Source organism: Sphingopyxis indica, assembly GCF_032879645.1.
Taxonomy (GTDB): Bacteria; Pseudomonadota; Alphaproteobacteria; order Sphingomonadales; family Sphingomonadaceae; genus Sphingopyxis; species Sphingopyxis indica.
In genome coordinates, this window is record NZ_CP076394.1 from 1,458,214 (window position 1) to 1,482,141 (window position 23,928).

The 23,928-nt window shown below is 67.5% G+C and carries 24 protein-coding genes; 12 read left to right on the forward strand and 12 right to left on the reverse strand.

The genetic code is table 11. The features are described 5' to 3' along the window. The 8 genes from KNJ79_RS06820 to KNJ79_RS06855 form a co-directional block, all read right to left on the reverse strand. Positions 1 to 873 (reverse strand): endonuclease/exonuclease/phosphatase family protein, encoded by an 873-nt coding sequence (locus KNJ79_RS06820; RefSeq protein WP_317153346.1) that lies wholly within the window; start codon positions 871 to 873, stop codon positions 1 to 3. Further along, complete coding sequence (locus KNJ79_RS06825; RefSeq protein ID WP_317153347.1) at positions 870 to 2,216, reverse strand: GH1 family beta-glucosidase; 1,347 nt, start codon at positions 2,214 to 2,216, stop codon at positions 870 to 872. The genes KNJ79_RS06820 and KNJ79_RS06825 overlap by 4 nt, the downstream gene beginning before the upstream one ends. A gap of 76 nt (positions 2,217 to 2,292) precedes the next feature. Continuing rightward, positions 2,293 to 3,102 (reverse strand): carbohydrate ABC transporter permease, encoded by an 810-nt coding sequence (locus tag KNJ79_RS06830; RefSeq protein ID WP_317153871.1) that lies wholly within the window; start codon positions 3,100 to 3,102, stop codon positions 2,293 to 2,295. Further along, a complete protein-coding gene (locus KNJ79_RS06835) occupies positions 3,102 to 3,998 on the reverse strand; it encodes a carbohydrate ABC transporter permease (RefSeq protein WP_317153348.1) in 897 nt (298 codons plus the stop codon). The genes KNJ79_RS06830 and KNJ79_RS06835 overlap by 1 nt, the downstream gene beginning before the upstream one ends. Beyond that, entirely contained in the window at positions 3,995 to 5,263 is a 1,269-nt protein-coding gene (locus tag KNJ79_RS06840) for an extracellular solute-binding protein (protein WP_317153349.1), read from the reverse strand. The genes KNJ79_RS06835 and KNJ79_RS06840 overlap by 4 nt, the downstream gene beginning before the upstream one ends. Positions 5,264 to 5,285: 22 nt before the next feature. Further along, a complete protein-coding gene (locus tag KNJ79_RS06845) occupies positions 5,286 to 6,311 on the reverse strand; it encodes a LacI family DNA-binding transcriptional regulator (RefSeq protein WP_317153350.1) in 1,026 nt (341 codons plus the stop codon). Between the two features lie 90 nt (positions 6,312 to 6,401). Next, entirely contained in the window at positions 6,402 to 7,499 is a 1,098-nt protein-coding gene (locus KNJ79_RS06850) for an ABC transporter ATP-binding protein (RefSeq protein ID WP_317153351.1), read from the reverse strand. Between the two features lie 46 nt (positions 7,500 to 7,545). Next, complete coding sequence (locus tag KNJ79_RS06855; protein ID WP_317153352.1) at positions 7,546 to 8,919, reverse strand: MFS transporter; 1,374 nt, start codon at positions 8,917 to 8,919, stop codon at positions 7,546 to 7,548. Positions 8,920 to 9,156: 237 nt separating this feature from the next. Between KNJ79_RS06855 and guaB the strand changes: the two genes are divergently transcribed. The 3 genes from guaB to KNJ79_RS06870 all read left to right on the forward strand — a co-directional run bounded on the left by guaB (position 9,157) and on the right by KNJ79_RS06870 (position 12,467). After that, positions 9,157 to 10,614 (forward strand): IMP dehydrogenase, encoded by a 1,458-nt coding sequence (gene guaB / locus KNJ79_RS06860; protein WP_089214716.1) that lies wholly within the window; start codon positions 9,157 to 9,159, stop codon positions 10,612 to 10,614. Positions 10,615 to 10,716: 102 nt separating this feature from the next. Beyond that, a complete protein-coding gene (locus KNJ79_RS06865) occupies positions 10,717 to 11,907 on the forward strand; it encodes an RsmB/NOP family class I SAM-dependent RNA methyltransferase (RefSeq protein WP_317153353.1) in 1,191 nt (396 codons plus the stop codon). A 32-nt stretch (positions 11,908 to 11,939) separates the two neighbouring features. Continuing rightward, entirely contained in the window at positions 11,940 to 12,467 is a 528-nt protein-coding gene (locus KNJ79_RS06870) for a tetratricopeptide repeat protein (RefSeq protein WP_317153354.1), read from the forward strand. 84 nt (positions 12,468 to 12,551) lie between these two features. Here KNJ79_RS06870 and mtgA read toward each other — a convergent pair whose 3' ends face one another. The 4 genes from mtgA to KNJ79_RS06890 form a co-directional block, all read right to left on the reverse strand. Further along, positions 12,552 to 13,259: a monofunctional biosynthetic peptidoglycan transglycosylase gene (gene mtgA, locus KNJ79_RS06875; RefSeq protein WP_089214101.1), complete on the reverse strand. Its 708-nt coding sequence runs from the start codon at positions 13,257 to 13,259 to the stop codon at positions 12,552 to 12,554. Positions 13,260 to 13,301: 42 nt separating this feature from the next. Continuing rightward, positions 13,302 to 14,423: a M23 family metallopeptidase gene (locus KNJ79_RS06880; protein ID WP_317153355.1), complete on the reverse strand. Its 1,122-nt coding sequence runs from the start codon at positions 14,421 to 14,423 to the stop codon at positions 13,302 to 13,304. Positions 14,424 to 14,467: 44 nt separating this feature from the next. Beyond that, positions 14,468 to 15,370 (reverse strand): RNA polymerase sigma factor RpoH, encoded by a 903-nt coding sequence (gene rpoH / locus KNJ79_RS06885; protein WP_089214103.1) that lies wholly within the window; start codon positions 15,368 to 15,370, stop codon positions 14,468 to 14,470. 80 nt (positions 15,371 to 15,450) lie between these two features. Next, the gene (locus tag KNJ79_RS06890) at positions 15,451 to 16,407 is read right to left on the reverse strand and encodes an RluA family pseudouridine synthase (RefSeq protein ID WP_317153872.1); all 957 of its coding nucleotides are present in this window, start codon (positions 16,405 to 16,407) and stop codon (positions 15,451 to 15,453) included. 127 nt (positions 16,408 to 16,534) lie between these two features. Between KNJ79_RS06890 and KNJ79_RS06895 the strand changes: the two genes are divergently transcribed. The 9 genes from KNJ79_RS06895 (at position 16,535) to KNJ79_RS06935 (ending at position 23,918) form a co-directional block, all read left to right on the forward strand. After that, the gene (locus tag KNJ79_RS06895; protein WP_089214104.1) at positions 16,535 to 17,176 is read left to right on the forward strand and encodes a histidine phosphotransferase family protein; all 642 of its coding nucleotides are present in this window, start codon (positions 16,535 to 16,537) and stop codon (positions 17,174 to 17,176) included. A gap of 58 nt (positions 17,177 to 17,234) precedes the next feature. After that, on the forward strand, positions 17,235 to 17,516 hold the full coding sequence (locus tag KNJ79_RS06900) for a type II toxin-antitoxin system RelE/ParE family toxin (RefSeq protein WP_089214105.1): 282 nt from the start codon (positions 17,235 to 17,237) through the stop codon (positions 17,514 to 17,516). Continuing rightward, positions 17,516 to 17,818 carry a HigA family addiction module antitoxin gene (locus tag KNJ79_RS06905; RefSeq protein WP_317153356.1) on the forward strand — a complete coding sequence of 101 codons (303 nt, stop codon included), beginning with the start codon at positions 17,516 to 17,518 and terminating at the stop codon, positions 17,816 to 17,818. The genes KNJ79_RS06900 and KNJ79_RS06905 overlap by 1 nt, the downstream gene beginning before the upstream one ends. 93 nt (positions 17,819 to 17,911) lie before the next feature. Continuing rightward, on the forward strand, positions 17,912 to 20,320 hold the full coding sequence (locus KNJ79_RS06910) for a chemotaxis protein CheA (protein ID WP_317153357.1): 2,409 nt from the start codon (positions 17,912 to 17,914) through the stop codon (positions 20,318 to 20,320). Continuing rightward, complete coding sequence (locus KNJ79_RS06915) at positions 20,317 to 20,754, forward strand: chemotaxis protein CheW (RefSeq protein ID WP_245836426.1); 438 nt, start codon at positions 20,317 to 20,319, stop codon at positions 20,752 to 20,754. The genes KNJ79_RS06910 and KNJ79_RS06915 overlap by 4 nt, the downstream gene beginning before the upstream one ends. A gap of 63 nt (positions 20,755 to 20,817) precedes the next feature. Further along, entirely contained in the window at positions 20,818 to 21,192 is a 375-nt protein-coding gene (locus KNJ79_RS06920) for a response regulator (RefSeq protein WP_089214109.1), read from the forward strand. A 9-nt stretch (positions 21,193 to 21,201) separates the two neighbouring features. Next, the gene (gene cheB / locus KNJ79_RS06925; RefSeq protein ID WP_317153358.1) at positions 21,202 to 22,311 is read left to right on the forward strand and encodes a chemotaxis-specific protein-glutamate methyltransferase CheB; all 1,110 of its coding nucleotides are present in this window, start codon (positions 21,202 to 21,204) and stop codon (positions 22,309 to 22,311) included. Then, entirely contained in the window at positions 22,308 to 23,162 is an 855-nt protein-coding gene (locus KNJ79_RS06930; RefSeq protein ID WP_317153359.1) for a CheR family methyltransferase, read from the forward strand. Before cheB ends, KNJ79_RS06930 begins: the two co-directional genes overlap by 4 nt. 66 nt (positions 23,163 to 23,228) lie before the next feature. Next, positions 23,229 to 23,918, forward strand: coding sequence for an N-acetylmuramoyl-L-alanine amidase (locus KNJ79_RS06935; protein WP_089214111.1), 690 nt, complete (start codon positions 23,229 to 23,231; stop codon positions 23,916 to 23,918). Positions 23,919 to 23,928 lie beyond the last annotated feature (10 nt).

Sequence of the window (23,928 nt, forward strand, 5' to 3'; positions counted from 1 at the left end):
TCAGCAGCCCTTGCCGACGCACAGGTCGGCCAGCACCGGATAATGGTCGGAGGGCAGTCGGCCCCCCGTCTGCTGCGTGATCGTTGCGTGACGCAGCACCGCGACGCCGTCGTTCACGAAGATATGGTCGATCGGGCTGCCGGCAAGCTGTTCGATCTTGAAGCCGGTGAAGGTGCCGTCGGGGCCGAAATGCGGCGTGCGGCTGATATCCTGCGTGTCGTGCAGCGCGATCAGCCCGGCGCCCGGCGCGAGGATCGCCTTGTAGGGCGCGCTGCCCGTCTCGCTGTTGAAATCGCCCATCAGCACGACCGCGTCGCCCTCTTGCCGATGGTCTCCGATCCAGCGGCGGATCAGCTTCGCGCTTTCGACCCGCGCGACCTCGCCGATATGGTCGAAATGCGTGTTGACGACGAGAAAGTTCTGCGCGGCGCTCCTGTCCTTCAGCCGCGCCCAGGTCGCGATGCGCGGCAGCGCGGCATCCCAGCCCTTGCTGGGCGTGTCGGGCGTCGGCGACAGCCAGAAAGTGCCCGAGCCGAGCAGGGCGAAGCGATCGGGACGATAGCCGAGCATCGAAAATTCGCCGGCCTCCTTGCCGTCGTCGCGGCCGACGCCGACGAAGGTGTAGGCGGGCAGGTCGGCCTCGACCTGCCGCTTCTGGTGCAGCAGCACTTCCTGCATTCCGACGAAATCGGGCGCATAATAAGCGACGAGGCTGGTCAGCGCCTTCCTGCGATGCGGCCAGGCGTCGGCGCCGTCGGAGGCGAGGTCGAGGCGGATGTTATAGGTCATCGCGCTGACGCGATCGGCTTTGTCCTTCGCGGCGGCGGGCAGGGCGAGCAGCGCTGCGAACAGGGTGATCAGCCAGCGTTTCATGCGAGATTTCCTCCATTGGTCTTGATGATATTGGCGTAAAAGCGCGCGCTGCGCTTGGGGCTCCGGACCTGCGTCGCATAGTCGACATGGACGATGCCGAAGCGCTTCGAATAGCCAAGCGACCATTCGAGATTGTCGAGCAGCGACCAGACCATATAGCCGCGCACATCGACGCCCTTTTTGATCGCATCGCCGATCGCGGCGATATGCGTGCGCAGATAGTCGCAACGCAGCGGGTCGTCGATGCCGTCGGGGCCGGCCTGCGGCGGATCGTAGAAGGCGGCGCCATTTTCGGTGATATAGACAGGGATATCGCCATAGCTGTCCCTGAACCACAGCAACATGTCGGTCAGCGCGGGCGGGCAGACCTCCCAGCCGGTGGTCGTGTGCGTCGCATTCTGCGGCACCGGCGCGGCGCCGACCGGCCACGCGCCCGGATCGTCCTTCACGACGCTGCGCGTATAATAGTTGATGCCGACGAAATCGAGCGGCTGGTGGATCTGGGCCATGTCCTCCGCGGGCCATTCGGTCCACGCCTCGCCGAAAATCCCTGCCAGTTCGGCGGGATAGCGTCCTTTCAGCGCGGCATCCAGATATTGCCGGTTCATATAGGCGTGCGCGCGCTCGGTCGCAGCGATGTCGGCGGCGCTGTCGCTCGCCGGATATTTGGGCTCGATATTGACGACGAGGCCGATCTCGTGCGCCCCCTCGGAACGATAGACCTCGACCGCGCGCCCGTGCGCGCGCATCAGATTGTGGCTCGCGATCGGCGTCTCGAACAGGTTGCGATGGCCGGGCGCGAGCGCGCCGTGGAGATAGCCGCCATCGGTAATCACCCACGGCTCGTTGAGCGTCACCCATTTCCGCACGCGGCCGTCGAGCGCGCGAAACATTGTCGCGGCATAGTCGGCGAACCAGTCGGCGCTGTCGCGATTGAGCCAGCCGCCGCGATCGTCGAGCGCGACGGGCAGATCCCAGTGATACAAGGTCAGCAGGGGTTCGATGTCGTGCTTCAGCAGCTCGTCGACCAGCTTTTTGTAGAAATCGAGCCCCGGCTCGTTGACCCGGCCCACCCCCTCGGGCAGCACCCGGCCCCAATTGACGCTGAAGCGATAGGCCTTGAGCCCGATTGCCTTCATCAGCGCAACGTCGGCGTCCATGCGGTTATAATGGTCGCACGCAACATCGCCCGTCTCGCCCTTTGCCGCCATCAGCCGCGGATCGTGGCTGAAGCGCTGCCAGATGCTCGCCCCCGCGCCGTCGGCGAGCGGCGAGCCCTCGATCTGATAGGCGGCGGTTGCGGCGCCCCACAGGAAATCGTCGGGGAAAGCGCTGTTCGTCATCCATTGTCCTTGTCACGGGGGCGACGATGCTGCTGCAAACGGCACGCTTGCCTTGTCGCCGTGAGGTGAAGGCGGCTCATCCTTTGACGCTCCCGGCGAGCAGGCCGCTCAGATAGAAGCGCTGAAGCGCGAGGAAGAGGATGAGGACGGGGAGGGTGGTGACGACTGCGCCCGCCATCATCAGCTCATTGTCCTGCACATGCTCGCGGCTCAGGGCCGCGAGTGCGACGGGGAGCGTATAGAGTTGCTGGTCGGCAAGGACGATCAGCGGCCACATGAAATCGTTCCAGCTCGACAGGAAGACAAAGAGCGCGAGCGTCACGACCACCGGCGTCAGCAGCGGCAGCACGATATGGCGCAATATTTCGCCTTCGCTCGCGCCGTCGATGCGCGCCGCTTCGAGCATTTCGTCGGGGATCGACAGGCAATATTGGCGGACGAGGAAGATGCCGAAGATGCCCGCGAGCCACGGGACGAGCGCCCCGGCATAGCTGTTGACGAGCCCCATCGCCTTCAGCTCGAGGAACAAGGGCAGCATTCCGATCTGCCCCGGCACGACGAGCGCGGCGACGAGCAGGCGGAAGACCGCATCGCGGCCGCGAAAGCGCAGCTTGGCAAAGGCATAGCCCGCGGGGACGGTGAAGAGCAAAGCGAGCAGTGTCGCGAGCGTCGAGACGAACAGGCTGTTGGCGAGGAAGCGCCCCACGCCATAGGTGCCGAAAAGCTGCCGGTAATTTTCGAGGCCGGGATTTTCGGGAAGCAGCGGCGGCGGAAATTGCGCCGCCTCGCCCGGCGCCATGAAGCTGACCGACAGCATCCACAGCAGCGGTGCTATGGTCAAGAGCGCGACGAGCGCGGCGAAGCCGGTGACGAGTGCGCGGCGCATCAAATCGCCCCCGCGCGCCTGGCGAAGCGCAATTGCACGAGCGTGACCGCGAGAATGCAGAGGAAGAGCAGCACCGCGACTGCCGCGCCCGAGCCGAGGTTCCACCATTTGAACCCTTCCTCGTACATGAAATAGAGGATGGTGACGGTCGATTGCGCGGGGCCGCCCTCGGTCATCACATAGGGCTCGGCGAAAAGCTGGAACATCGCCGCGACGGTCAGCACGGAGACGAGCAGCAAGGTCGGGGCGATCGCGGGCAGGGTGACGTGGTGCAGCCGCATCAACCATCCCGCGCCGTCGATCCGGGCGGCTTCGTCGAGTTCGCGCGGCACCGTTTGCAGGGCGGCGAGGAAGATGATCATATTATAGCCGAAGGTCTTCCACGCGACGAAGATCAGGATCGCGGGCAGCGAGGCGGTCGGGCTGCCGAGCCAGTCGATCGGCCCCGCGCCGGCCAGCGACAGCAGATAGTTGACGAGGCCGTAGCGCGTGTGGAGCAGATAGCGCCAGACGACCGCGGTCGCGACGAGCGTCGTCACATAGGGCGCGAACAGCGCGACGCGCCAGACCGGGCGCCAGCTCAGCCAGCGCGAATGGACGAGTATCGCGGCGCAGAGCGACAGAAGGGCCACGAGCGGCGTCCCGATCGCCACGAACAGCAGGCTGTTGCCCATCGCGTTCCAGAACAGCGGATTTTCGACCAGGCGCGCGTAATTCTCCAGCCCCACGAAGCGCAGATTGGCGATGTCGCCGAGCGCATAAATGTCGAAATCGGTAAAGCTGAGCAGCAGCGATGCCAGCGCCGGGATCAGGAAGAAGATCAGGATCGCCGCAAGCGCCGGGCCGGTCATCGCCCACCCCGCGCGCGCCTCCTCCGCTCGCCGCTCGGCATTCACAGCGCGCGCCCCTTCTCCAGCATCCAGCGCCGCTTTTCGAGCAGCCGGTCGGCGCGTGCGTCGATCTGTGCCGCCGCCTCGTCGACGCTGTATTCGCCGCGCACCATGCGCTCGGCGACCAGCTGCATCGCGGTCACGATCCGCTCCCATTCGGGCACTTTCGGCAGCGCGCGGGCGCGTTCGAGCTGGGTAGCGAATGGCGCGACGACAGGGTCGCTCGCAAGCCCGGCCTGCTGCCACGCCGCGCGCCGCGCGGGCAGGTCGCCGGTCAGCGCATGGAACTCGATCTGCGCTGCGGGCGCGAGCAGCTGCGCGAGGCAATCCCACGCATGGTCGTTCGCGCGATGGTCGGCGAAGACCACGAGGCTCGATCCGCCGGGCGCCGCCGATCCGATGCCGTCCGGGCCGGGATTGGGGGCCGTCGCCCATTTGCCCCGAAAGCCGGGCGGCAGCCGCTCGCCAAGGTCGCCGATCGTCCATGGCCCCGAAATGAAGACGCTGAACCAGCCGCGCGCGAACTCGTTCCACAGGTTCGCGATCTGCGTCGCCGACACGCGCGGCGCGAGCCCTTCGTCGAACAGCGACTTGTAAAAGGCGAGCGCCGCCTTGAACTCGGGGTCCGAAAAGGCGCCGCGCCCGTCGGCATCGCGCAGCAGCCGCGCGCCCGCCGACTGGGCGATGGTCAGCAATTGCTCGAATTCGTTGAGCGGCAGCCACAGCGCATAATTGCCGTCGCCGGCGAGGCGCTTCACATCGTGCAACATGCGCTTCCACGCCGCCCATTCGAGCGGCGGCGTATCGTGTCCGGCGCGCGCAAGCCTGTCGGTGCGATAAAATTGCAGGCGCGTATCGACATACCAGGGAACCGCCCAGACCTCGCCGCCGATGCGGTTGGTATCGACCACCGCCGCGAATTGGTCGGCGAGCAGCCCCTGCATCGAAGCGGGAACGGGGGCGATCGCGCCGATCGTCGCCATTTCGGCGATCCAGCTGTTCCCGACCTGTCCGATCGCGGGCAGCGACCCGCCGGCGAAACCGGTGAGCAGCTTCTGGTGCGCCGCCGACCAGGGCAGCGGCTGCACCCTTACGCGCGGCGCCCCGGGCGCGCGCCGCATCGTCTCGACGAGGCGCGGCAGTGCCGCCGCTTCATTGCCCATCGCCCAGATGGTCAGCGCGTCGCCGCGCCGCACGCCGCAGCCGCCGAGCGCGGCAAACAGGGGCAGCGCGGCAAGCGCGCCCGTCATCCGGCGCCGCGTCAGCTCCATGCCGTTGGTTGCGCCGCCAGCCTCATCGTGCGAGCGCCTGCGCCTCCGCCGGATGCGATTCCAGCGTCGTCCCGCGCGCCATCAGCGTCGGGGTCAGGATCGTCGCGCTCGCCGCACCCAGCGCATCGCCGCGCAGCAGGCGGAGCAGCATCATCATCCCCGTCGAACCGAGCTGGTCGATCTTGACCCGCATCGTCGTCAATCCCGGGCTGACGTGCCGCGCGAGCGGAATGTCGTCGAACCCCGCGACCATCAGGTCGCCCGGCACCGACTTGCCCGCCTCGGCGAGCTGCATGATGCAGCCGACCGCCATCAGGTCGTTCGCTGCGAATACCGCGTCGGCGGGCAATTGGCCCTGGAGCAGCAGACGCGCCGCCTCGGCCCCCGCTTCCTCCGAAAAGTCGCCGGGCAGGATCACCGGGCTGCGTTCGCCCGCGATCTTCGCCATCGCATCGGCGAAACCGCGCTGGCGGTCGCGCGCATCGCGGTTGTGCTTGGGTCCGGCGATATGGACGATGCGCCGTGCGCCGCGTGCAAGCAGTGCCTCGGTCATCGTCCACGCGCCGCGATAATTATCGACCGCGACATAGGGCAGATCGAGCGTCGCCGCATCATAGTTGAGCAGCACCGTCGGCAGGACCGGGTCGAGGTGCGCGGCGAGCGTTTCGGGCTTCAGTTCGGGCGGCATGACGAGCAGCCCGTCGACGCGCCCGCGCATCGCGGCGATCGCCGCTGCGGTTTCGTGCGCGCTGCCGTGCATATTGCCGAGCAGCAGATGCAGCCCGGCCTCATGCGCGACAAGGTCGATGCCGCGGATGATCTCGGAGAAAAACTCGCCGAACAGATCGGGCAGGATCACCCCGACCGTGTCGCTCTTGCGCCGCGTCAGGCTGCGCGCGCCGCTGTGCGGGACGAAATTGAGCTTTTTCACCGCGGCCATCACCGCCGCGCGCGTCGGGCCGGTGACATTGCTGTGGCCGTTGATCGCGCGCGAGGCGGTGGCGACCGAAACGCCCGCTTCGCGGGCCACGTCCCTCAATGTTGCCATAGGCTCACCCCCCTCTTCCCCATGGGCCGGGTCGCCTTCGCGACTCCGGCCGGTCGCGCGCCGGGCACGGAAGATTGCCAAAGTAACCGGTTACACGACGCCATGGCAAGCATCTTCCTCGGCTTCCGCCGCAAGGCGGCGGCCATCGGCATCGAACAGGTGAAGCCGGTCGGCCGGAAAGCCGACCGGAACGCGCTCGCCTTCGCGCAGCCGCCCGTCGTCGCGGATCTGGCACGCGATCGTCTCGCGTCCCGCGCCGCGCAGGTGCAGCGTCGCAAGCCCGCCGAGCCGTTCGACGAAGGCGATCGCAAAGGGCAGGCCGTCCGCCGCTCCGATCGTCACATCTTCGGGCCGCACTCCGACCGAAACCGGCGTGCCGGGGGGCAGGCCTATGCCCGGCGGCAGCGCGATCGCGCTGCCCTCGGCCAGCATCGCCGCGCCGCCCTCGATGACCGTCGCGGGCAGAATGTTCATGCGCGGCGCGCCGATGAATTGCGCGACGAACAGATTCGCCGGCCGCTCGTAAAGCGCGCGCGGCGTGCCGGCCTGCTCGATACGGCCATCGCGCAGCACGATGATCCGGTCGGCGAGCGTCATCGCCTCGACCTGATCGTGGGTGACATAGAGAGTGGTCGTGCCGAGCGCGCGGTGCAGTTCGGCGAATTCATAGCGCATTCGGACGCGCAGGTCGGCGTCGAGGTTCGACAGCGGCTCGTCGAACAGAAAAAGCTGCGGCTTGCGCACGATCGCCCGGCCGATCGCGACGCGCTGCCGCTGGCCGCCCGACAGCGCGGCGGGCTTGCGGTCGAGAAGCGCTTCGATGTTCAGGATTTCGGCGGCGCGCTGCACCGCGGCGTCGATCTCGGCCTTGCTTGCCTTCGCGATCCGCAGGCCGAACGCCATATTGTCATAGGCGCTGAGGTGCGGATAGAGCGCATAGCTCTGGAACACCATCGCGATGCCGCGCTCGGACGGCCCGAGGCCGGTGACGTCGCGCGCGCCGATGCGGATTGTCCCGCCCGTCAGATCCTCGAGCCCGGCGACCGCACGAAGCAGCGTCGACTTGCCGCAGCCCGACGGCCCGACGATCACCGCGAACTCGCCGTCCGCGACGTCGATCGAAACGCCTTTCAGCACCTCGACGTCGCCGAAACGCTTGCGGGCGCGCTCGATCGACAGCCCCGCCAAGCTCAGCGCCCCCGGCCGGGGCCTGCCGCCGGGCCGCCGTGCCCGATCAATGGACCGTGGCCGCGGCCGCCGCCTGCACCGGCGGCGTGCGCGCCGCGGCGAGCGCGAAGGCACACAGCAGCGCATAGCAGAGCGCAGGCAGGATCAGCGCGGTGCCATAGCCCCAGGCGTCGGACAGGCTGCCGACAAGCACGGGGATCGCTGCGCCGCCGACGATTGCGGTGCAGAGCAGCCCCGACGTCGCCTCGGCCCGCGCCCCGGCGCGCTCGAGCGTCAGCGTGAAGATCACCGGGAACATGATCGAGTTGAACAGCCCGATCGCGAGCGCGACGAAGCCAGCGGTGACGCCGCCGACGGTGACGACATAGAGGCAGAGACCGCAGGCGATCGCGGTAAAGGTCGCGAGCAGCTTCGTCGCCGAAACGCGCGCGAGCAGCAGCGACCCGATCGCGCGCCCGACCATCGCGCCGCCCCAGTAAAAGGCGACCGCCTTGCCCGCTTCCTGGAGCGAGACGCCCGCGACACCGTCGCTGCCCATGGTAAAGCCGAGCAGCGGCACGCCGAAAGGCGCGTCGGACTGGCCCCATACCGCGTCGCTGTTGAGAAACAGCGCCATCTGCGTGCCGATCGCGACTTCGGCGCCGACATAGAGGAAGATGGCGAGCGCGCCGAGCCTGGCCCAGCGCGAGGCGAAGGCTTCGCCCATCAGTTCGAAGATATTGGCGCGCGCGGTCCCGAGCGGCGGCGGCGGCACGGCGGCGTCGACGATGCGGCGGCTGATCCAGAAAAAGAGGAACAGCGCCGCGATCAGGCCGCAGATCCAGAAATAGGCCGAATCGATCCCGGCGAGCGCCTGTTTGCGCACCGCCTCGGTCACGACCGCGCCCTCCTTGACCTCGACCCCCTGCAGGAACAGGTGCGCGCCGATCAGGGGGCCGATGAAGGTGCCGAAGCTGTTGAAGGTCTGGCTCAGGGTCAGGCGGAAATGGCTGCGCTTCGGGTCGCCGAGCGCGGCGGCGAGCGGGTTCGCCGCGACCTGCAGCACGGTGATCCCGCTCGCGAGCATGAACAGCCCGAGCAGCACGAGCGGATAGACGGCAAGGTTCGCCGCGGCGAGCATGACCAGGCAGCCGCCGACCATCGTCGCGAGCGCGATCAGGATCGAGGGCACCGAATGGACGCGCGCGATCAAGGCCGCGGCGGGGAAGGACATGACGCCATAGGCGATGAAGAAGGCGGAGGCCGACAATTGCGCCTCGGCATCGCTCAGCGTGAAGATACCCTTCACCGCGGCGACCAGCGGGTCGATCAGCGACGTGATGAACCCCCAGGCGAAGAACAGGACGGTCACCGCGGCGAAGGCGGCGAGGGCGGTCGATCGGCCGCCCGGGGCAGCTCGCGTCTGGTTCGTCAATTCCATGCGGTTGGACCTCTTCCCCTTGGATGTTATGGAGGCGGTGGTCTAACGAGCGCCATCACACGAGGCAACCGGTTCCACCCGTCCGGGGCTTCGCATAGCTTTGCAGTGCGAAATAATCGTGCGTCGCCCACTGGCGCGGCACGGCGCGACTGGTTACATGGGCCGCCACCAAACGAATCGCGCGCATCGCCCCTTTGCTGCCGGGGCGGAAGCCGCCCGCAGCAGAAAGTGGCATCCATGCAGATCAAGACCGGCCTCACCTTCGACGATGTGCTGCTGGTGCCGGGGCCTTCGGACATATTGCCGTCCGACGCCAATCTCGCGACCAGATTGACGAGCGAGATCAGCCTCAACATCCCGATCCTCTCGTCGGCGATGGACACGGTGACCGAGGCCGACATGGCCATCCTGATGGCGCAGATCGGCGGCATCGGCGTGCTCCACCGCAACCTGACCGTCGAGGAACAGGCGGCGGCCGTGCGGCAGGTCAAGCGCTTCGAAAGCGGCATGATCGTCAACCCGATCACCATCGGTCCCGACGCGTCGCTTTCCGACGCGATCGCGCTGATGGCGCAGCATAATATCTCGGGCATCCCGGTGGTCGAGGCCGCGGGCAAGCTCGTCGGCATCCTGACCCACCGCGACGTGCGCTTCGCCGAAAACCCCAGGCAGCCGGTGCGCGAGCTGATGACCGCCGACAATCTCGCCACCGTGCGTCCCGGCGTCGGCCAGGACGAAGCGCGCCGCCTGCTGCACCAGCGCCGCATCGAAAAGCTGCTCGTCGTCGACGACGCCTATCACTGCGTCGGGCTGATCACCGTCAAGGATATGGAGAAAGCGGTCACCTATCCCGAGGCGACCAAGGATGCGAGCGGGCGGCTGCGCGTTGCCGCGGCGACGAGCACCGGCGATGGCGGTGTCGAACGCGCCGAGGCGCTGCTCGATGCCGAATGCGACCTGATCGTCGTCGATACCGCGCACGGGCACAGCAAGATGGTCGGCGCGACGGTCGAGAAGATCAAGAAATTGTCGAACCGGGTGCAGGTGCTCGCGGGCAATGTCGCGACCGGCGATGCCACGCGCGCGCTCGTCGATGCGGGCGCCGACGGGGTGAAGGTCGGCATCGGCCCCGGCTCGATCTGCACGACGCGCGTCGTCGCAGGCGTCGGCGTGCCGCAGCTCACCGCGATCCTCGACAGCGTCGAGACCGCCGAAAAGCTGGGCGTCCCGATCGTCGCCGACGGGGGGCTGCGCACTTCGGGCGACATTGCGAAAGCGCTCGCGGCGGGTGCGTCGAGCGTGATGGTCGGATCGCTGCTCGCCGGCACGGCGGAAGCACCGGGCGAAACCTTCCTCTATCAGGGCCGCACCTACAAAAGCTATCGCGGCATGGGCAGCGTCGGCGCGATGGCGCGCGGCTCGGCCGACCGTTATTTCCAGCAGGACATCAAGGACCAGATGAAGCTGGTCCCCGAAGGCATCGAGGGGCAGGTGCCGTTCAAGGGCCCGGCAAAGGACGTGATCCATCAGCTCGTCGGCGGCGTGAAGGCGGCGATGGGCTATACCGGCAGCCGCACGCTCAAGGATTTGCGCGAGCGCGCGACCTTCGTTCAGATCACCAACGCGGGCCTGCGCGAAAGTCATGTCCACGATGTCGCGATCACCCGCGAGGCGCCGAACTATCCGGTGGGTTAGGCACTTGCTCCGTCATTGCGAGCGCAGCGAAGCAATCCAGCGAGGTTTACGCCGCTCTGGATTGCTTCGCTGCGCTCGCAATGACGAACTTGGGCACCATCCATGACCCCCGCCGCGCGCATTCAGACCGCGATCGAGATCCTCGACGCCATCGCCGCCGCGGCGCGCGAGGGTGGCGCGCCCGCCGACGCGATCTTCGCCGAAGCGATGCGTGCGCGCCGCTATGCGGGGTCGAAGGACCGCCGCGCGATCCGCGCCCATGTCTATGACGCGATCCGTGCGGTGCGGTCGGCGCCGCCGTCGGGGCGCGCGGCGATGCTCGTGCTCGCCGACGCCGATCCGGGGCTCGCGGCGCTGTTCGACGGCTCATCCTATGGCCCCGCGCCGATTTCGCCCGACGAACCGCGCGCCGAGCCGGGGCTGGCCCCACCGGCGCTCACCGACCTCTTCGACCCGCTCGTCGGTGAAGGGGAGGGAGAGGCGATGCTAGCGCGCGCGCCGCTCGACCTGCGCGCGAACCGTATCGCGGCGAAGCGCGACGACCTCGCCGCGCTCTTCCCCGACGGCGAAGCGATCGCCGGCGCGTCCGATGGCTGGCGCCTGCCGCCCGAAACCGCCGCCGCGCAGCATCCCGCCTATGCCGAGGGGGCGTTCGAGGTGCAGGATGCCGCGAGCCAATATGCGGCGGCGGCGCTCGATGCCGCGCCCGGCATGGCGATCGTCGATCTCTGCGCGGGCGGCGGCGGCAAGACGCTCGGACTCGCTTCGCTCACCGGCGATGCCGCCGCCATCCTTGCCTGCGATACCAATCGCGCGCGCCTCCAGCAGCTTCCGCCGCGCGCCGCGCGCGCCGGGGCGACGCGCATCGAAACGAGGCTGCTCAACCCGGGGCAGGAAAGCGCGATGCTCGCCGACTGGCAGGGACGCGCGGACCGCGTCTTCGTCGATGCTCCCTGCTCAGGCAGCGGGACGTGGCGGCGCAGCCCCGAACTGCGCTGGCGGCTGACCCCCGCGCGGCTGGGTCGCCACATCGCCGATCAGGCGCGCCTCGCCGATATAGGTGCCGATCTGGTGGCGCCGGGGGGCAAACTTCTCTATGCCGTCTGTTCGATCATCGCACGCGAGGGGCGAGACCAGGTGGACGATTTTCTGAAGCGCCATCCCGGCTGGAGCGCCGACACGGGCTATCTTCCCAAAGGCGTCGGGCGCGCCGCGGGGCACGGTTTTCTGCTGTCGCCGGGGCACGACGGATGCGACGGCTTTTTCCTCGCAAGGCTGACAGCGCCATGTTAGCATCGCCGCGAACCAGATATTGGGAGAATGCAATGCGCGTCAGCTTTCTGGCTCTTTCGGCCGGTCTGATCCTCGCCAGCCTGCCCGTCGCCTCCGATGCGCAGCGCGCCGACAACGACATCCTGCCCGCCTCGGTGGCGCTTCAGAAGCAAGGCGAAGCCGCGCAGCATCAGGGCAATCTCGACGCCGCGGTCGATTATTATGAATCGGCGCTCGCCGCCGACCCGCGCAACCGCTCGGCGATCATCGCGCTCGCGCAGGTTGCGCGCGCGCAGGGCCTGCCCGGCAAGGCGATCGGCCTCTATCGCGAGGCGCTGCTGCTCGAACCCAACGACCTCACCGCGCTGACCGGACAGGGCGAAGCGCTCGCCGACAAGGGCGCGGTCGAGATCGCGCGCGAAAAGCTCGCCGATGCGCAGCGCGTGTGCCGCGGCGAATGCCCGCAGGTCGCCGCCCTCGAGCGCGCCATTTCGGCCGCCGGCGAAACGAAGCGTGTCGTCGCCGCCGATGCGGTGGCGCCGAAGCCGGCGGTCACGACGACGGCGAGCAGCCAGAACTGACGCGAAGGGCGCAGCGGTTTTCGGGACTGCTGGCGGGCGACGGCTCACGGTTGGGAGGCTTGTCCGCTCCCCACACCGACCGCGCTACCGATAAACGCACGCATCCAGCCCATCGCGCCGCACGACGCCGATGCGCGCGCGGATCGTGTTACCATAGCGGCGCGTAAAGCCCGATGGGCTGATCGCTTCGCGCTTCTTGGGCAGCGGCAGGATCGCGGCGATGCGTGCTGCCTCGGCGGGCGTCAGCTTGCCCGCGCCATGCTTGAAATAGCGCTGCGCCCCCGCCTCGACGCCATAGGTGCCGATCCCCGTCTCGGCGACGTTCAGATAGACCTCCATGATCCGCCTTTTGCCCCAGATCGTCTCGATCAGAAAAGTGAACCACACCTCGGGCACCTTGCGCACATAGCGCGCCCAGCCGCTCCCCTGCCACAGGAAGACATTTTTCGCGGTCTGCTGGCTGATCGTCGATCCGCCGCGCAATTTCTTGCCCTTCGCATTGCGTTCGATCGCCTGTTCGATCGCCTCGCGGTCGAAACCATTGTGGCTGCAAAATTTGCCGTCCTCGGCCGCGATCACCGCGCGCACCATGTTGCGGTCGATATGCGAAAGGCCGGTCCAGTCCTTGGTGATGCCACCCGAATCGGCGAGCATGGTAAAGGTCACCGGCGGCGGCACGACGGCATAGAGCAGCACCCACGCCGCGCTGATCGCGATGAACCAGAGCAGCCATTTGAACGGCCGCAGATACCAGGGGAGTTTGCGGCGGCGGGCTTTAGTCGCGGGGCTCATCGCCGCGTCTCTATCGCAGCGCGGGGCGGTCGGACAAGCGGCTCATTCGGGAAAGCGGACGACGCTGTTCGCCGGCGGCAGCGCCGGGCCGGGGGCGAGCGGTGGTGCCGGCCGCCACGGCGTCCCGAGGTCGCCGATCGACCGATAACCGCCGATCCGCGTCGCACCCTCGATCAGAAAGGGCAGGCCTTCGGCGGCGAGCGGCGAGGGCGCCGATGCGACGTGAAAGTGGAGGTGCGGCGCACTGCCCTGACCCGTCAGGCCGAGGCGCCCGATCACCTGCCCGCGCGTCACCCGGTCGCCGGGCTTCACGCGGAGGCCGGGCTGCAGATGCTCGTAAAAGGCATAGCGGCCGTCGCCGAGGTCAAGCGCGACGAAATTGCCGCTCGCGTCGCCGATCGCGACTTTTGGGAGGTCGGCGCGCAATTCGGGCTCGGCGAAATCGTCGCGCGTCGCGGCCACCACCGCATCGGCGACGGCGAGCACCTCGGCGCCATAGCTCAGCGAGTCGGCGAGCGTCCTGCCGTCCGAACGGTCGAAACGCCCTTTGGCGTCGACTTTCATCCAGTCGATCGCGAAGCGGCCCGGGATCGTCGCTTGCCCGGCGACGGCATAGGGCACCCGGCGATGGCCGCGCTCCATTTCGGGCGCATAGACGGCGACCCACGGACCTCCGCGCAGCGGCGGGCCGAGACGGGGGAGGGGGCGCGCGTCGATCGCGACGCGCCCGGCGTCGACGATGTGCGCCCCCGTCGGGCGGGCCAGCGTCAAGCGGTGCGCAAGGGCGTCGGGTGCGCGACCGCCCGTCAGCGGAACGTCGAGATAGGCGATGACGCGCTCGCCCGGCGCGATCGTGGGACCCTTGCGATCGCCTCCCGACGGGATGTGGCCAAGCGCCGTCGCCAGCGCTTCGCCCGACAGCGCGAGGAGGGCCGTCCCGTTCGCGGCATCCTCCACCGCGATGCGGTCGAGTGTCAGCGGCTCCGACGCGAAATTGGTGAGGTGCAGCTCATAGACGAGATGTCGGGTGTCGCCGATCCGCACCGGGCCGGGCCGATAGGGGATTTCGGCATCGAAAGCGTCGATGACGGCGTGCTCCGGCGAAACCGGAGCCGCCGCTGCAACGGGCGCGGCGAGAGCCGCGAGCAGGGGAAGAAGCCACATGGCGCCACCTTAGGTCAGGCGGCGCCATCGGCAAATGCTTCGGTTCAAGCGCCGATCAGGCGGCGCTCGCCGGCGAGCTTGAGCATCGCCTTTTGCAGCTTCTCGAATGCCCGCACCTCGATCTGGCGGACGCGCTCGCGGCTGACGTCATAGACCTGGCTCAGATCCTCGAGCGTTTTCGGATCGTCGGTCAGGCGGCGTTCGGTCAGGATATGGCGCTCGCGTTCATTGAGCGTTTCGAGCGCTTCGCCCAGCAGGTCGTGCCGCACGTCGCGCTCTTCGGCTTCGGCGACGCGTTCGTCCTGCAACGGCTCTTCGTCGCCGAGCAGATCCTGCCACTGGCTGTCGCCATCCTCGCCCATCGGCACGTTGAGCGACGTGTCGCCGCCCATCGCCATGCGGCGATTCATGCTGACCACCTCATCCTCGGTGACGCCAAGGTCCTTGGCGATCTTTGCGACATTCTCGGGGCTAAGGTCGCCATCCTCGAACGCTTCGAGGTTGTTTTTCATCCGGCGGAGGTTGAAGAACAGCTTCTTCTGCGCCGCGGTGGTGCCCATCTTCACGAGGCTCCACGAGCGCAGGATGAACTCCTGAATCGACGCGCGAATCCACCACATCGCATAGGTGGCGAGGCGGAAGCCGCGTTCGGGGTCGAATTTCTTCACCCCCTGCATCAGCCCGATATTGCCTTCCGAAATCAGCTCGCTGACCGGCAGGCCATAGCCGCGATAGCCCATCGCGATCTTCGCGACGAGGCGCAGGTGCGAGGTGACGAGCTGCGCCGCCGCCTCATTGTCGCCATGCTCCTGAAAGCGCTTGGCGAGCATATATTCCTGCTCGGGGGTAAGGAGCGGAAATTTACGGATTTCGGCCAGATAGCGGTTCAGACTGGCTTCGCCGCCCAGTGCAGGCACTACGGCCGGGACATTGCTTTTGTTAGCCATTGAAAGAGTGTCTTCCCTAAAACCTGAAATCATCCTGCCGCGGGTTTGTCCCGCGGTCAAAATAGATTTTCATTCGAAACCTAAACGCGCAATTCATTGATCAGTTCCCGCATATCCGCTGGGATTTCGCTATCGAGCGCGACTTTGTTACCGGTCACCGGATGAATAAAACCCAAATGAGCCGCGTGCAATGCCTGGCGGGTGAAATTCCGCGCCTTCAGCACATCCGACAGCGGCTTTCGGGCGCGTCCATAGACCGGGTCGCCGACGAGCGGATGGCCGATATGCGCCATATGCACGCGCACCTGATGCGTGCGGCCGGTTTCGAGCCGGCATTCGACCAGGGTGGCGCCGTTCAGCGTCTCGACCGTCCGGTAATGCGTCACCGCGCGCTTGCCGCGTCCCGCGGCGACCACCGCCATCTTCTTGCGATTGGTCGGCGACCGCCCGAGCGCGGCGTCGACCGTCCCGTTCGCGGGCATCGGCCGTCCGGTCGCGAGCGCCAGATAGCGGCGGTCGATGCTGTGCGCCGCGAATTGCTTGGCCAGCCCCTCATGCGCCTTGTCATGCTTCGCGGCGACGATCAGCCCGCTCGTATCCTTGTCGATGCGGTGGACGATCCCCGGCCGCGCGACCCCGCCGATTCCCGAAAGCTGCCCCGCGCAATGGTGGAGCAGCGCATTGACCAACGTGCCGTCGGCATTGCCCGCGGCGGGATGGACGACCATCCCCGCGGGCTTGTCGACGACGATCAGATGCACGTCCTCATAGGCGATGACGAGATCGAGATCCTGCGCGATATTATGCGCGGGCGCAGCGACAGGAAGGCGGATTTCGAGCGCCGCGGCCGCCGCGGCTTTCGTCGCCGGGTCCCACAGGATCGCGCCGCTCGCATCGGCGACGCGGCCGCCCTTGATCAGCGTCTTCAGCCGTTCGCGCGACAGATTGGGCAGCGCCTCGGCGAGCGCCCGGTCGAGCCGCAGCCCGGCGGCACCCTCGGTCAGCGTCACATGCAAAATCTGATCGTCCCCCGGCATCATCGGCGATGTGGCCCCGAAACGCCAAAAATCAAGGGGGTTGCGCTTGCCCTCGCGGGGGCTGCTGCCCTAGGAGCGAGGGAGCCGGAAACATCCGGACGCTGCGCTGGGGAGCCTTGCATTCATTATGACCGATGACCGCGTCGATTTCGCCTCCATGCTGGCCTCGCGCCTTTGCCACGATCTGCTCAGTCCCGTGGGCGCCTTCGCCAACGGGCTCGAACTGCTCGCCGACGAAAAAGACCCCGAAATGCGCGCGCGCTGCCTCGATCTTCTCGAACAGAGCGCGCGGACCTCGGCGGCGAAGCTCAAATTCTTCCGGCTCGCCTTCGGTTCGGCGGGCGGTTTCGGCGAGGCAGTGCCGCCCGCCGAGGCGAAGGCGGCGATCGAGGGGATCATGGCCGACCGCCCGATCGAGCTCAACTGGATGATCGGCGACGAGCCGCTGCCCAAGCCCGCGGTGAAGATCATCCTCAACCTCGCGCTGATCCTCGTCGATGCGCTGGTGCGCGGCGGGCGGCTCGACATCGGCTGCGAACGGCAGGGCGAGGGGATCGAGATCGCGCTCCATGCCGAGGCCGAACGCATCCTCGTCGATGCCGATGTCGAACGCATCCTGCAGGAAGGCGAGGCGAGCGCCGCCATGACGTCACGCACCGCCCCCGCCGTGCTCGTTCAGGCGGTTGCGGCGCAGAATGACGGACAGGTGATGCTCGCGCGCGAAACCCCGACTTCGCTGCTCGTGGGCGCAGTGCTCAAGGGTCGATAGATATGTCGCGTGTCAATTAACACTTGACATATTGCCAAGCCATGCTTTACACATTGGCATGGAGATCGGGAGTATCAGGCACAAGGGTCTGCGTCGCTTTGCGGAAAGCGGTTCGGCCAAAGGGGTCATGCAGCCGGACCGGCTCCGCGACATGCTGGCCTTCATCGTTGCCGCCGCCTCGTTCGACGAACTTGGCACGCCGCCCAATTTCGGGCTTCATCCGTTACGCGGCGACCGCGCGGGACGTTGGGCCATGACGGTAACCCGCAATTATCGGCTGACGTTCACGCGGATCGATGATCGAACCATCGGCGATCTCGATTTGGAGGATTATCACTGATGACTATCCAGCTTCATGCGTCCTTAGCCGTCCACCCTGGGCCGTGGCTGCGGCGCAATATGGTGGAACCCTATCGCCTGAACGTGTCGCAGGCCGCCAATCATCTGCAGGTGAGCCGCGCGGCGATGAGCAATTTGCTGAACGGGCACGCCGATCTTTCGCCGGAGATGGCGGTTCGCTTCGAAAAGGCTTTCGGCGTGTCGGCGGCGACGCTGCTGAGGATGCAGGCGGCTTTCGATCTGGCGCAAGTTGAGGATGCGGCAAAGGCGCTCAGGATCGAACGGTTGCCGGAGCCGGCCTGAGCCGCGACGGGCCGCTCGTCGCTCCCCCGGTAAAGCCCTCTTTAACCAATGTTCGCCATGGTGGCCGCTCGATTGGGGGCACCGGTTACCGCGATGGACGATCTGCTGAACGATTTTCTGGCCGAAACGTCGGAAATTCTTGCCGAAGCCGGCGGGGCGCTGGTGGCGTGGGAGGCCGATCCCGCCGACCGCGAGCGGCTCGACGCGATCTTCCGCTTCGTCCACACGATCAAGGGCAGTTCGGGCTTTCTGTCGCTGCCGCGCGTCACCGCGCTCGCGCACGCGGCCGAGGATGCGCTCGACCAGGTGCGGCGCGGCCAGCGCCAGGCCGATGCGGCGCTCGTCACCGCGGTCCTCGGCATCGTCGATCGCCTGTCCGATCTTTGCGCCGCGCTCGGCACGCAGGGCAGCGAGCCCGCGGGCGACGACAGCGCGGTCATCGCCGCGCTCGCCGCGACCGGATCGGCGCCCGCAGCCCCCGCCGAAAGCGCCGCCGAGCCCGCGCGCTCCGACGCCGAAGCCGACGATCTTTCGCTCGACCTTCAGGCGTGGCGGTCGATCCGCGTGCCCTTGCCTCTGCTCGACAGCGTGATGACCGGCGTCACCGACATCGTCCTCGCCCGCAACGAATTTTCGCGGATGCTGCGCGAAAGCGGCGCCGACGCCTCGCTCGTCGCCTCGTTCGACCGCCTCTCCGATTCGATCGCCGCGATGCGCCAGTCGGTCAGCCACATGCGGATGCAGCGGATCGACAAGCTGTTCGCTCCGTTGCCGCGCATCGTCCGCGATCTCGCGCAGGATCTGGGCAAGAAGGTCGAATTCAGCGCCACCGGCGGCGAGGTCGAACTCGACCGCGAGATGATGGAGAATATCCGCGATCCGCTGATCCACATCGTCCGCAACGCGCTCGACCATGGCATCGAACCGCTCGATCAGCGTGTCGCCGCGGGCAAGAGCGTCACCGCGACCTTGTCGGTGTCGGCGCGCCAGTCGGGCAACCAGATCGAGATCGAGGTGCGCGACGACGGGCGCGGCCTGTCGCCCGACGCGCTGGCCGCAAAGGCGATCGCCTCGCGCATCCTGACCGCCGCCGAAGCGCGCGCGCTCAGCCCGAAGGACAAGCTCGAGCTGATCTTCCGCCCCGGCTTCTCGACCGCCGCCAAGGTGACCTCGGTGTCGGGGCGCGGCGTCGGCATGGACATCGTCAAGGCGAATCTCGAACGGATCGGCGGCATCGTCGAGCTGCGTAACGAGGAAGGGCGCGGGCTCGCGATCGTGCTGCGCGTGCCGATGACGCTGACGATCATTTCGGGGCTGATGGTGCGCGCCGCGGCGCAATATTTCGCGATTCCGCGCGGTGCGGTTCGCGAGATTCTGCTCGAAAACAGCGACAGCGTGCGCATCGACCGCGTCGGCGGCGGCGAACTCGTCACCGTGCGCGGCGAACAATTCCCGTTGCTCCGCCTCGAAACGATCCTCGACTGCGACGTCGATGAAAGCGACGATGCCGACGAGCGCGCAATCGTGATCGTCCGGCCGGGGCAGGGGCTCAGCTATGCGATCAGCGTCGCGGCGATCCACGACCATGAGGAACTGGTGATCAAGCCCGCCGCGCCGCCGATCATGGCGACCGGCCTCTACGCCGGAACGACGCTGCCCGATAACGGGCGGCCGGTGCTGCTCCTCGACGTGCAGGGCGTGATGGCCGCCGCGGCGATCGACGCGTCCGAAAGCGGGCGCGCCGCTGCCGGCGTCGGCGAGGCGGAGGATGCCGCCGCGAGCGTGCGCGATGCGGCGCAACTGCTGCTCTTCCGCGACATCGACCAGCGCCTGCGCGGCGTGCGCCTTTCGGTCATCGAGCGGGTCGAAGAAGTTCCCGTCCTCGCGCTCTTCGAAAGCGCCGGACAGGTGCGCGCGCAGATCGGCGAACAGATTTTCCCCGTCCACGCCGATCGCCTGCCCGACACGCAAGGCACGGTGAAGCTGCTGCGGCTCCACGACGGCCGTGCGGTGCTCTGCTATCCGATCGACGCGGTGATCGACATCGTCCGCCTGCCCGATGCCGTTCAGCCCGCCGCCACGCCGGGACTCATCGCAGGCGTCGTCCTCGTCGGCGGCGAGCCGGTCGAGGTGATTGATCCTTTCTGGCTGATGGAACGCTATGCACCGGTCGCGGCACCGCTCGTCGAGACACGGCAGCCGCTCTGCACTCTTGCGGGCGATCAGGATGGCTGGGGCGACAATTTCCTCGCGCCGCTGCTCCGCCAGGCGGGCTATCGGGTCGCCGGCAGCGACGAAGCCGGCGGCGAACGCCCCGACGTGATGCTCTGTCTCGCCGACGATCCGGCGCAGTGCGGCGCTGCCGGCGACGATGTGCCGATGATCCGGCTGCGCGCTTCGTTGGAGGCGGCCGCGTCCGACGAGGAAAGCGTTTATCGCTACGACCGCCAGGCGCTGCTCGAAGCGTTGCGCCGGCGCGTCGGGGGAGGCCGCGCCGCATGATGGACAAGCTCTACCTCGTCGCGCGCATCGCCGACACGCGCGTCGCGCTGCGCAGCCGCGCGATCAATTCGGTCGTCGTCGTCGGCACGCCGGTCGCGGTTCCCGCCGCGCCGCCGCATGTCGCGGGGCTCTTCGCGCTGCGCAGCCGCGTGCTGACGCTCATCGATCCGCACGTCGTCGTCGGGCTCGCCCCGGTGCCGGTTGCCGCGGGGCAGCGCGTGATTGTCGTCGACGTTGCGGGCCACGGCTATGCGCTGCTCGCCGACGCGATCGAGGACGTATGCTTCATCGACGCACCCGAAACGCGCGTCGCGGGCAAATTGCTGCCCGGCTGGGCGCGCATCGCCGAGGCGATGATCGAACATCAGGGTGCTTCGCTGCTCGTCGTCGATCCGGCGCGGCTCATCGCCGAACCGGTGGCGAGCGCTTATTAACGGGCTGGACACTCCTTCGCGTTACTACGGCGCGAACCTCGGGGGGGTCGGAGGGAATATAGAATGTCGAAATCTTGTCTGGTCGTCGATGACAGCAAAGTGATTCGCAAGGTCGCGCGTCATATCCTTGAAAGTATGGAATTTGCGGTCGAGGAAGCCGCCGACGGGCAGGAGGCGCTCAGCTTTTGCCGCGCGAATCGCCCCGACGTCATCCTGCTCGACTGGAATATGCCGGTGATGAGCGGTATGGAATTCCTCGGTGCTTTCAATGATCTGGACTTCGGTCTTGAGGAACGGCCGCGCGTTGTCTTCTGCACGACCGAAAACAGCATCGACCATATTCGCGCCGCGATCGAAGCGGGTGCCGACGAATATGTGATGAAGCCGTTCGATCGCGAAACGCTCGAAGGAAAGCTGCAGCTCGTCGGCGTTGCCTGAGAGCTGAAGGTGACCCAGCCCCGACCCGAGATTCCCGAGCCCGTCGGCGCTACCGAAGTCGCGACGGCGCGCAGCGTCCGCGTGATGCTCGTCGACGACAGCCTCGTCGTGCGCAGCATCCTCGAACGGATCGTCGAGCAGCGTGCCGAACTCAAGATTTGCGCGTCGGTCGCCTCGGCGCACGAAGCGCTCGCCTATCTGGCCTGCGAGCCGGTCGATGTCGTCGTCCTCGACATTGAAATGCCCGGCATGAACGGCATCGCCGCGCTGCCGCACATATTGGAGCGAGCGCAGGGCGCGCGCGTGCTGATCCTGTCGTCGAACTGCATCGAGGGCGGTCCCGCGGCGATCGAAGCACTCGCACTCGGTGCCAGCGACACGCTCGCGAAGCCGGGCCGCGGCAGCTTTTCGGGGCGCTTCGCCGACATCCTGACCGAACGCATCCTGACCCTCGGGCAGCAGCCGCTTGCGGTTCCGGTGCTCTGCGCCCTCCCGCCGGCCGCGGTGAAGCCGGCGCCCGCGCTCGAGGGGATTCATCCCGCCGAATGTATCGCGGTCGCCGCCTCGACCGGCGGCATCCCCGCCTTCGCCAATTTCCTGGCCCACCTCGATCCGCGCGTGACCGCACCGATCCTCCTTACCCAGCATCTGCCCGACGCCTTCATGGAATTTTACGCGCGCCAGATCGCGACGATGACCACGCGCAAGGTTTGCGTCGCGACGGCCGGAATGGCGGTCGAGCGCGGCCACGTCTATCTCGCGCCGGGCGACGCGCATCTGCGCGTCGTCGAGGGCGCGCGCGGCCCCGAAATCGCGCTCGACCGCCATCCGGTCGAGAACGGCTGCTGCCCGTCGGCCGACCCGATGCTCGATTCGGTTGCCGCCGTCTATGGCAAGGCCGGTGTCGCGGTGGTGCTCAGCGGCATGGGGCGCGACGGCGCGCTGGGCGCGGCGCGGCTCAAGGCGGCGGGCGGCACGGTCTTCGCGCAGGCGCCCGAAAGCTGCGTGATCTGGGGTATGCCCGGCGCGGTGAGCAAGACCGGCATCGCCGCGGCGACGCTCAATCCCGACGCCATCGCGCTGATGCTCGGCAGCCTCGCGGGGGGATGCAAGCCATGATGGGCGGTGGGGGCGGCAGCGATTCGGCCTATCGCGTGCTGATGGCCGTGCTCGAATCGCGCACCGGCCAGACCTTGTCGCCGAGCCGCATCTGGCGCATCGAAATGTCGCTGAAGCCGGTGATGCAGCGCCACGGCATCGCCGACCTCGACGCGCTCGTCGCGGCGCTCGTCACCTCGACCAGCCGCCAACTGCTCGACGACACGGTCGACGCGATGCTCAACAACGAGACCTTCTTTTATCGCGAACACAGCGTCTTCGACGATATTGCCGCCACCGCGCTCGACCATCTGCGCACGATCAACGCCGCGTCGCGCCGGATCACCATCTGGCATTGCGGCGTGTCGACGGGGCAGGAAGCCTATTCGATGGCGATGCTGTTCGCCGAACAGGAGGCGCGCTGGGCCGGCTGGACGATCCAGATCGTCGGCACCGACGTCAGCTATCATGCGATTTCGCGCGCGCGCGCCGGCATCTATTCGCAGTTCGAAATTCAGCGCGGGCTGCCGGTGCAGCGCATGGTGCGCTGGTTCGACCAGACCGAGGCGGGGTGGCTGGCCAAGGCCGATCTGCGCCGGCGCGTCGATTTTTCGGTGCAGAATATGCTCGTCGACCGGCCGCCGCTTGGCGGTGCCGCCGATCTGATCTTCTGCCGCAACCTCTTGCTCTATTTCGCCAAGCCGATGCGCGAAAAGGCGTTCGCGCGGTTGCGCGCCGCCGCCGCGCCGCAGAGTTTCCTCGTCCTCGGCGCGGGCGAAACGGTGCTCGGCCAGACCGATCAGTTCGTCGCCAGCCCGCGGCTGCGCGGCCTCTACGAGCCCGCCGACCAGAAGGTGCGGCGCGCGGCCTGACTTGCAATTTGCCCCCCGCTGGCGCAAGCGGAGGCGGGGCGGCAGCAGGGATGGACAGCGACACGCATGAGCGATTTTATCGAACGCTGGTCTCCCAATTTCGACGAGCGCGCGCTGCCTGTCTCGATGATCGTGCTGCATTATACCGGCATGAAGACCGGCGCCGAAGCGATCGACCGGCTCGCCGACCCCGCCGCGAAAGTCTCGGCGCATTATGTCGTCAGCGAGGATGGGCAGATCACGCATATGGTGCCCGAGGACAAGCGCGCGTGGCACGCGGGCGCGTCGCACTGGCGCGGCATCAACGACGTCAATTCGGCGAGCGTCGGCATCGAGATCGTCAATCCGGGGCACGAATGGGGTTATGTCCCCTTTCCCGACGAGCAGATCGCCTCGGTCGTCCGGCTCGTCCATCTGATCAAGGACCGCCATGCCGTCACGCGCGGCAATGTCGTCGGCCATTCGGACGTCGCCCCCGCGCGCAAGCAGGACCCCGGCGAGCTTTTTCCCTGGGGCGAACTCGCGCGCCGCCGCCTCGCGCTGCCGCGCCCGACGAAAAAGCTCACCGATCCGCTATGGACCGACGCGGGTTTCCTGCTCGCGCTCGAACGCTTCGGCTATGACGTGACCGACGGTTTCGCGGCGACGGTGGCGTTCCAGCGCCGCTTTCGCCCCGAACTGATCGACGGCACGATCGACGGCGAATGCCGCGCGATATTGCTGGCCTTGCTGCTGCCGCAGCCCGAAGGGGACTGAGGCGCCGCCC

What these genes read in the sequence shown, in the direction of transcription:
- KNJ79_RS06900 (WP_089214105.1), top strand. Translation starts at nt 17,235, where the DNA reads ATGGAGATCGGGAGTATCAGGCACAAGGGTCTGCGTCGCTTTGCGGAA.
- KNJ79_RS06880 (WP_317153355.1), bottom strand. Translation starts at nt 14,423, where the DNA reads ATGTGGCTTCTTCCCCTGCTCGCGGCTCTCGCCGCGCCCGTTGCAGCG.
- KNJ79_RS06915 (WP_245836426.1), top strand. Translation starts at nt 20,317, where the DNA reads ATGATGGACAAGCTCTACCTCGTCGCGCGCATCGCCGACACGCGCGTC.
- mtgA (WP_089214101.1), bottom strand. Translation starts at nt 13,259, where the DNA reads ATGAGCCCCGCGACTAAAGCCCGCCGCCGCAAACTCCCCTGGTATCTG.
- KNJ79_RS06845 (WP_317153350.1), bottom strand. Translation starts at nt 6,311, where the DNA reads ATGGCAACATTGAGGGACGTGGCCCGCGAAGCGGGCGTTTCGGTCGCC.
- KNJ79_RS06855 (WP_317153352.1), bottom strand. Translation starts at nt 8,919, where the DNA reads ATGGAATTGACGAACCAGACGCGAGCTGCCCCGGGCGGCCGATCGACC.
- KNJ79_RS06825 (WP_317153347.1), bottom strand. Translation starts at nt 2,216, where the DNA reads ATGACGAACAGCGCTTTCCCCGACGATTTCCTGTGGGGCGCCGCAACC.
- KNJ79_RS06870 (WP_317153354.1), top strand. Translation starts at nt 11,940, where the DNA reads ATGCGCGTCAGCTTTCTGGCTCTTTCGGCCGGTCTGATCCTCGCCAGC.
- rpoH (WP_089214103.1), bottom strand. Translation starts at nt 15,370, where the DNA reads ATGGCTAACAAAAGCAATGTCCCGGCCGTAGTGCCTGCACTGGGCGGC.
- guaB (WP_089214716.1), top strand. Translation starts at nt 9,157, where the DNA reads ATGCAGATCAAGACCGGCCTCACCTTCGACGATGTGCTGCTGGTGCCG.
- KNJ79_RS06890 (WP_317153872.1), bottom strand. Translation starts at nt 16,407, where the DNA reads ATGCCGGGGGACGATCAGATTTTGCATGTGACGCTGACCGAGGGTGCC.
- KNJ79_RS06820 (WP_317153346.1), bottom strand. Translation starts at nt 873, where the DNA reads ATGAAACGCTGGCTGATCACCCTGTTCGCAGCGCTGCTCGCCCTGCCC.
- KNJ79_RS06910 (WP_317153357.1), top strand. Translation starts at nt 17,912, where the DNA reads ATGGACGATCTGCTGAACGATTTTCTGGCCGAAACGTCGGAAATTCTT.
- KNJ79_RS06865 (WP_317153353.1), top strand. Translation starts at nt 10,717, where the DNA reads ATGACCCCCGCCGCGCGCATTCAGACCGCGATCGAGATCCTCGACGCC.
- KNJ79_RS06905 (WP_317153356.1), top strand. Translation starts at nt 17,516, where the DNA reads ATGACTATCCAGCTTCATGCGTCCTTAGCCGTCCACCCTGGGCCGTGG.
- KNJ79_RS06830 (WP_317153871.1), bottom strand. Translation starts at nt 3,102, where the DNA reads ATGCGCCGCGCACTCGTCACCGGCTTCGCCGCGCTCGTCGCGCTCTTG.
- KNJ79_RS06840 (WP_317153349.1), bottom strand. Translation starts at nt 5,263, where the DNA reads ATGGAGCTGACGCGGCGCCGGATGACGGGCGCGCTTGCCGCGCTGCCC.
- KNJ79_RS06930 (WP_317153359.1), top strand. Translation starts at nt 22,308, where the DNA reads ATGATGGGCGGTGGGGGCGGCAGCGATTCGGCCTATCGCGTGCTGATG.
- KNJ79_RS06935 (WP_089214111.1), top strand. Translation starts at nt 23,229, where the DNA reads ATGAGCGATTTTATCGAACGCTGGTCTCCCAATTTCGACGAGCGCGCG.
- KNJ79_RS06920 (WP_089214109.1), top strand. Translation starts at nt 20,818, where the DNA reads ATGTCGAAATCTTGTCTGGTCGTCGATGACAGCAAAGTGATTCGCAAG.
- KNJ79_RS06895 (WP_089214104.1), top strand. Translation starts at nt 16,535, where the DNA reads ATGACCGATGACCGCGTCGATTTCGCCTCCATGCTGGCCTCGCGCCTT.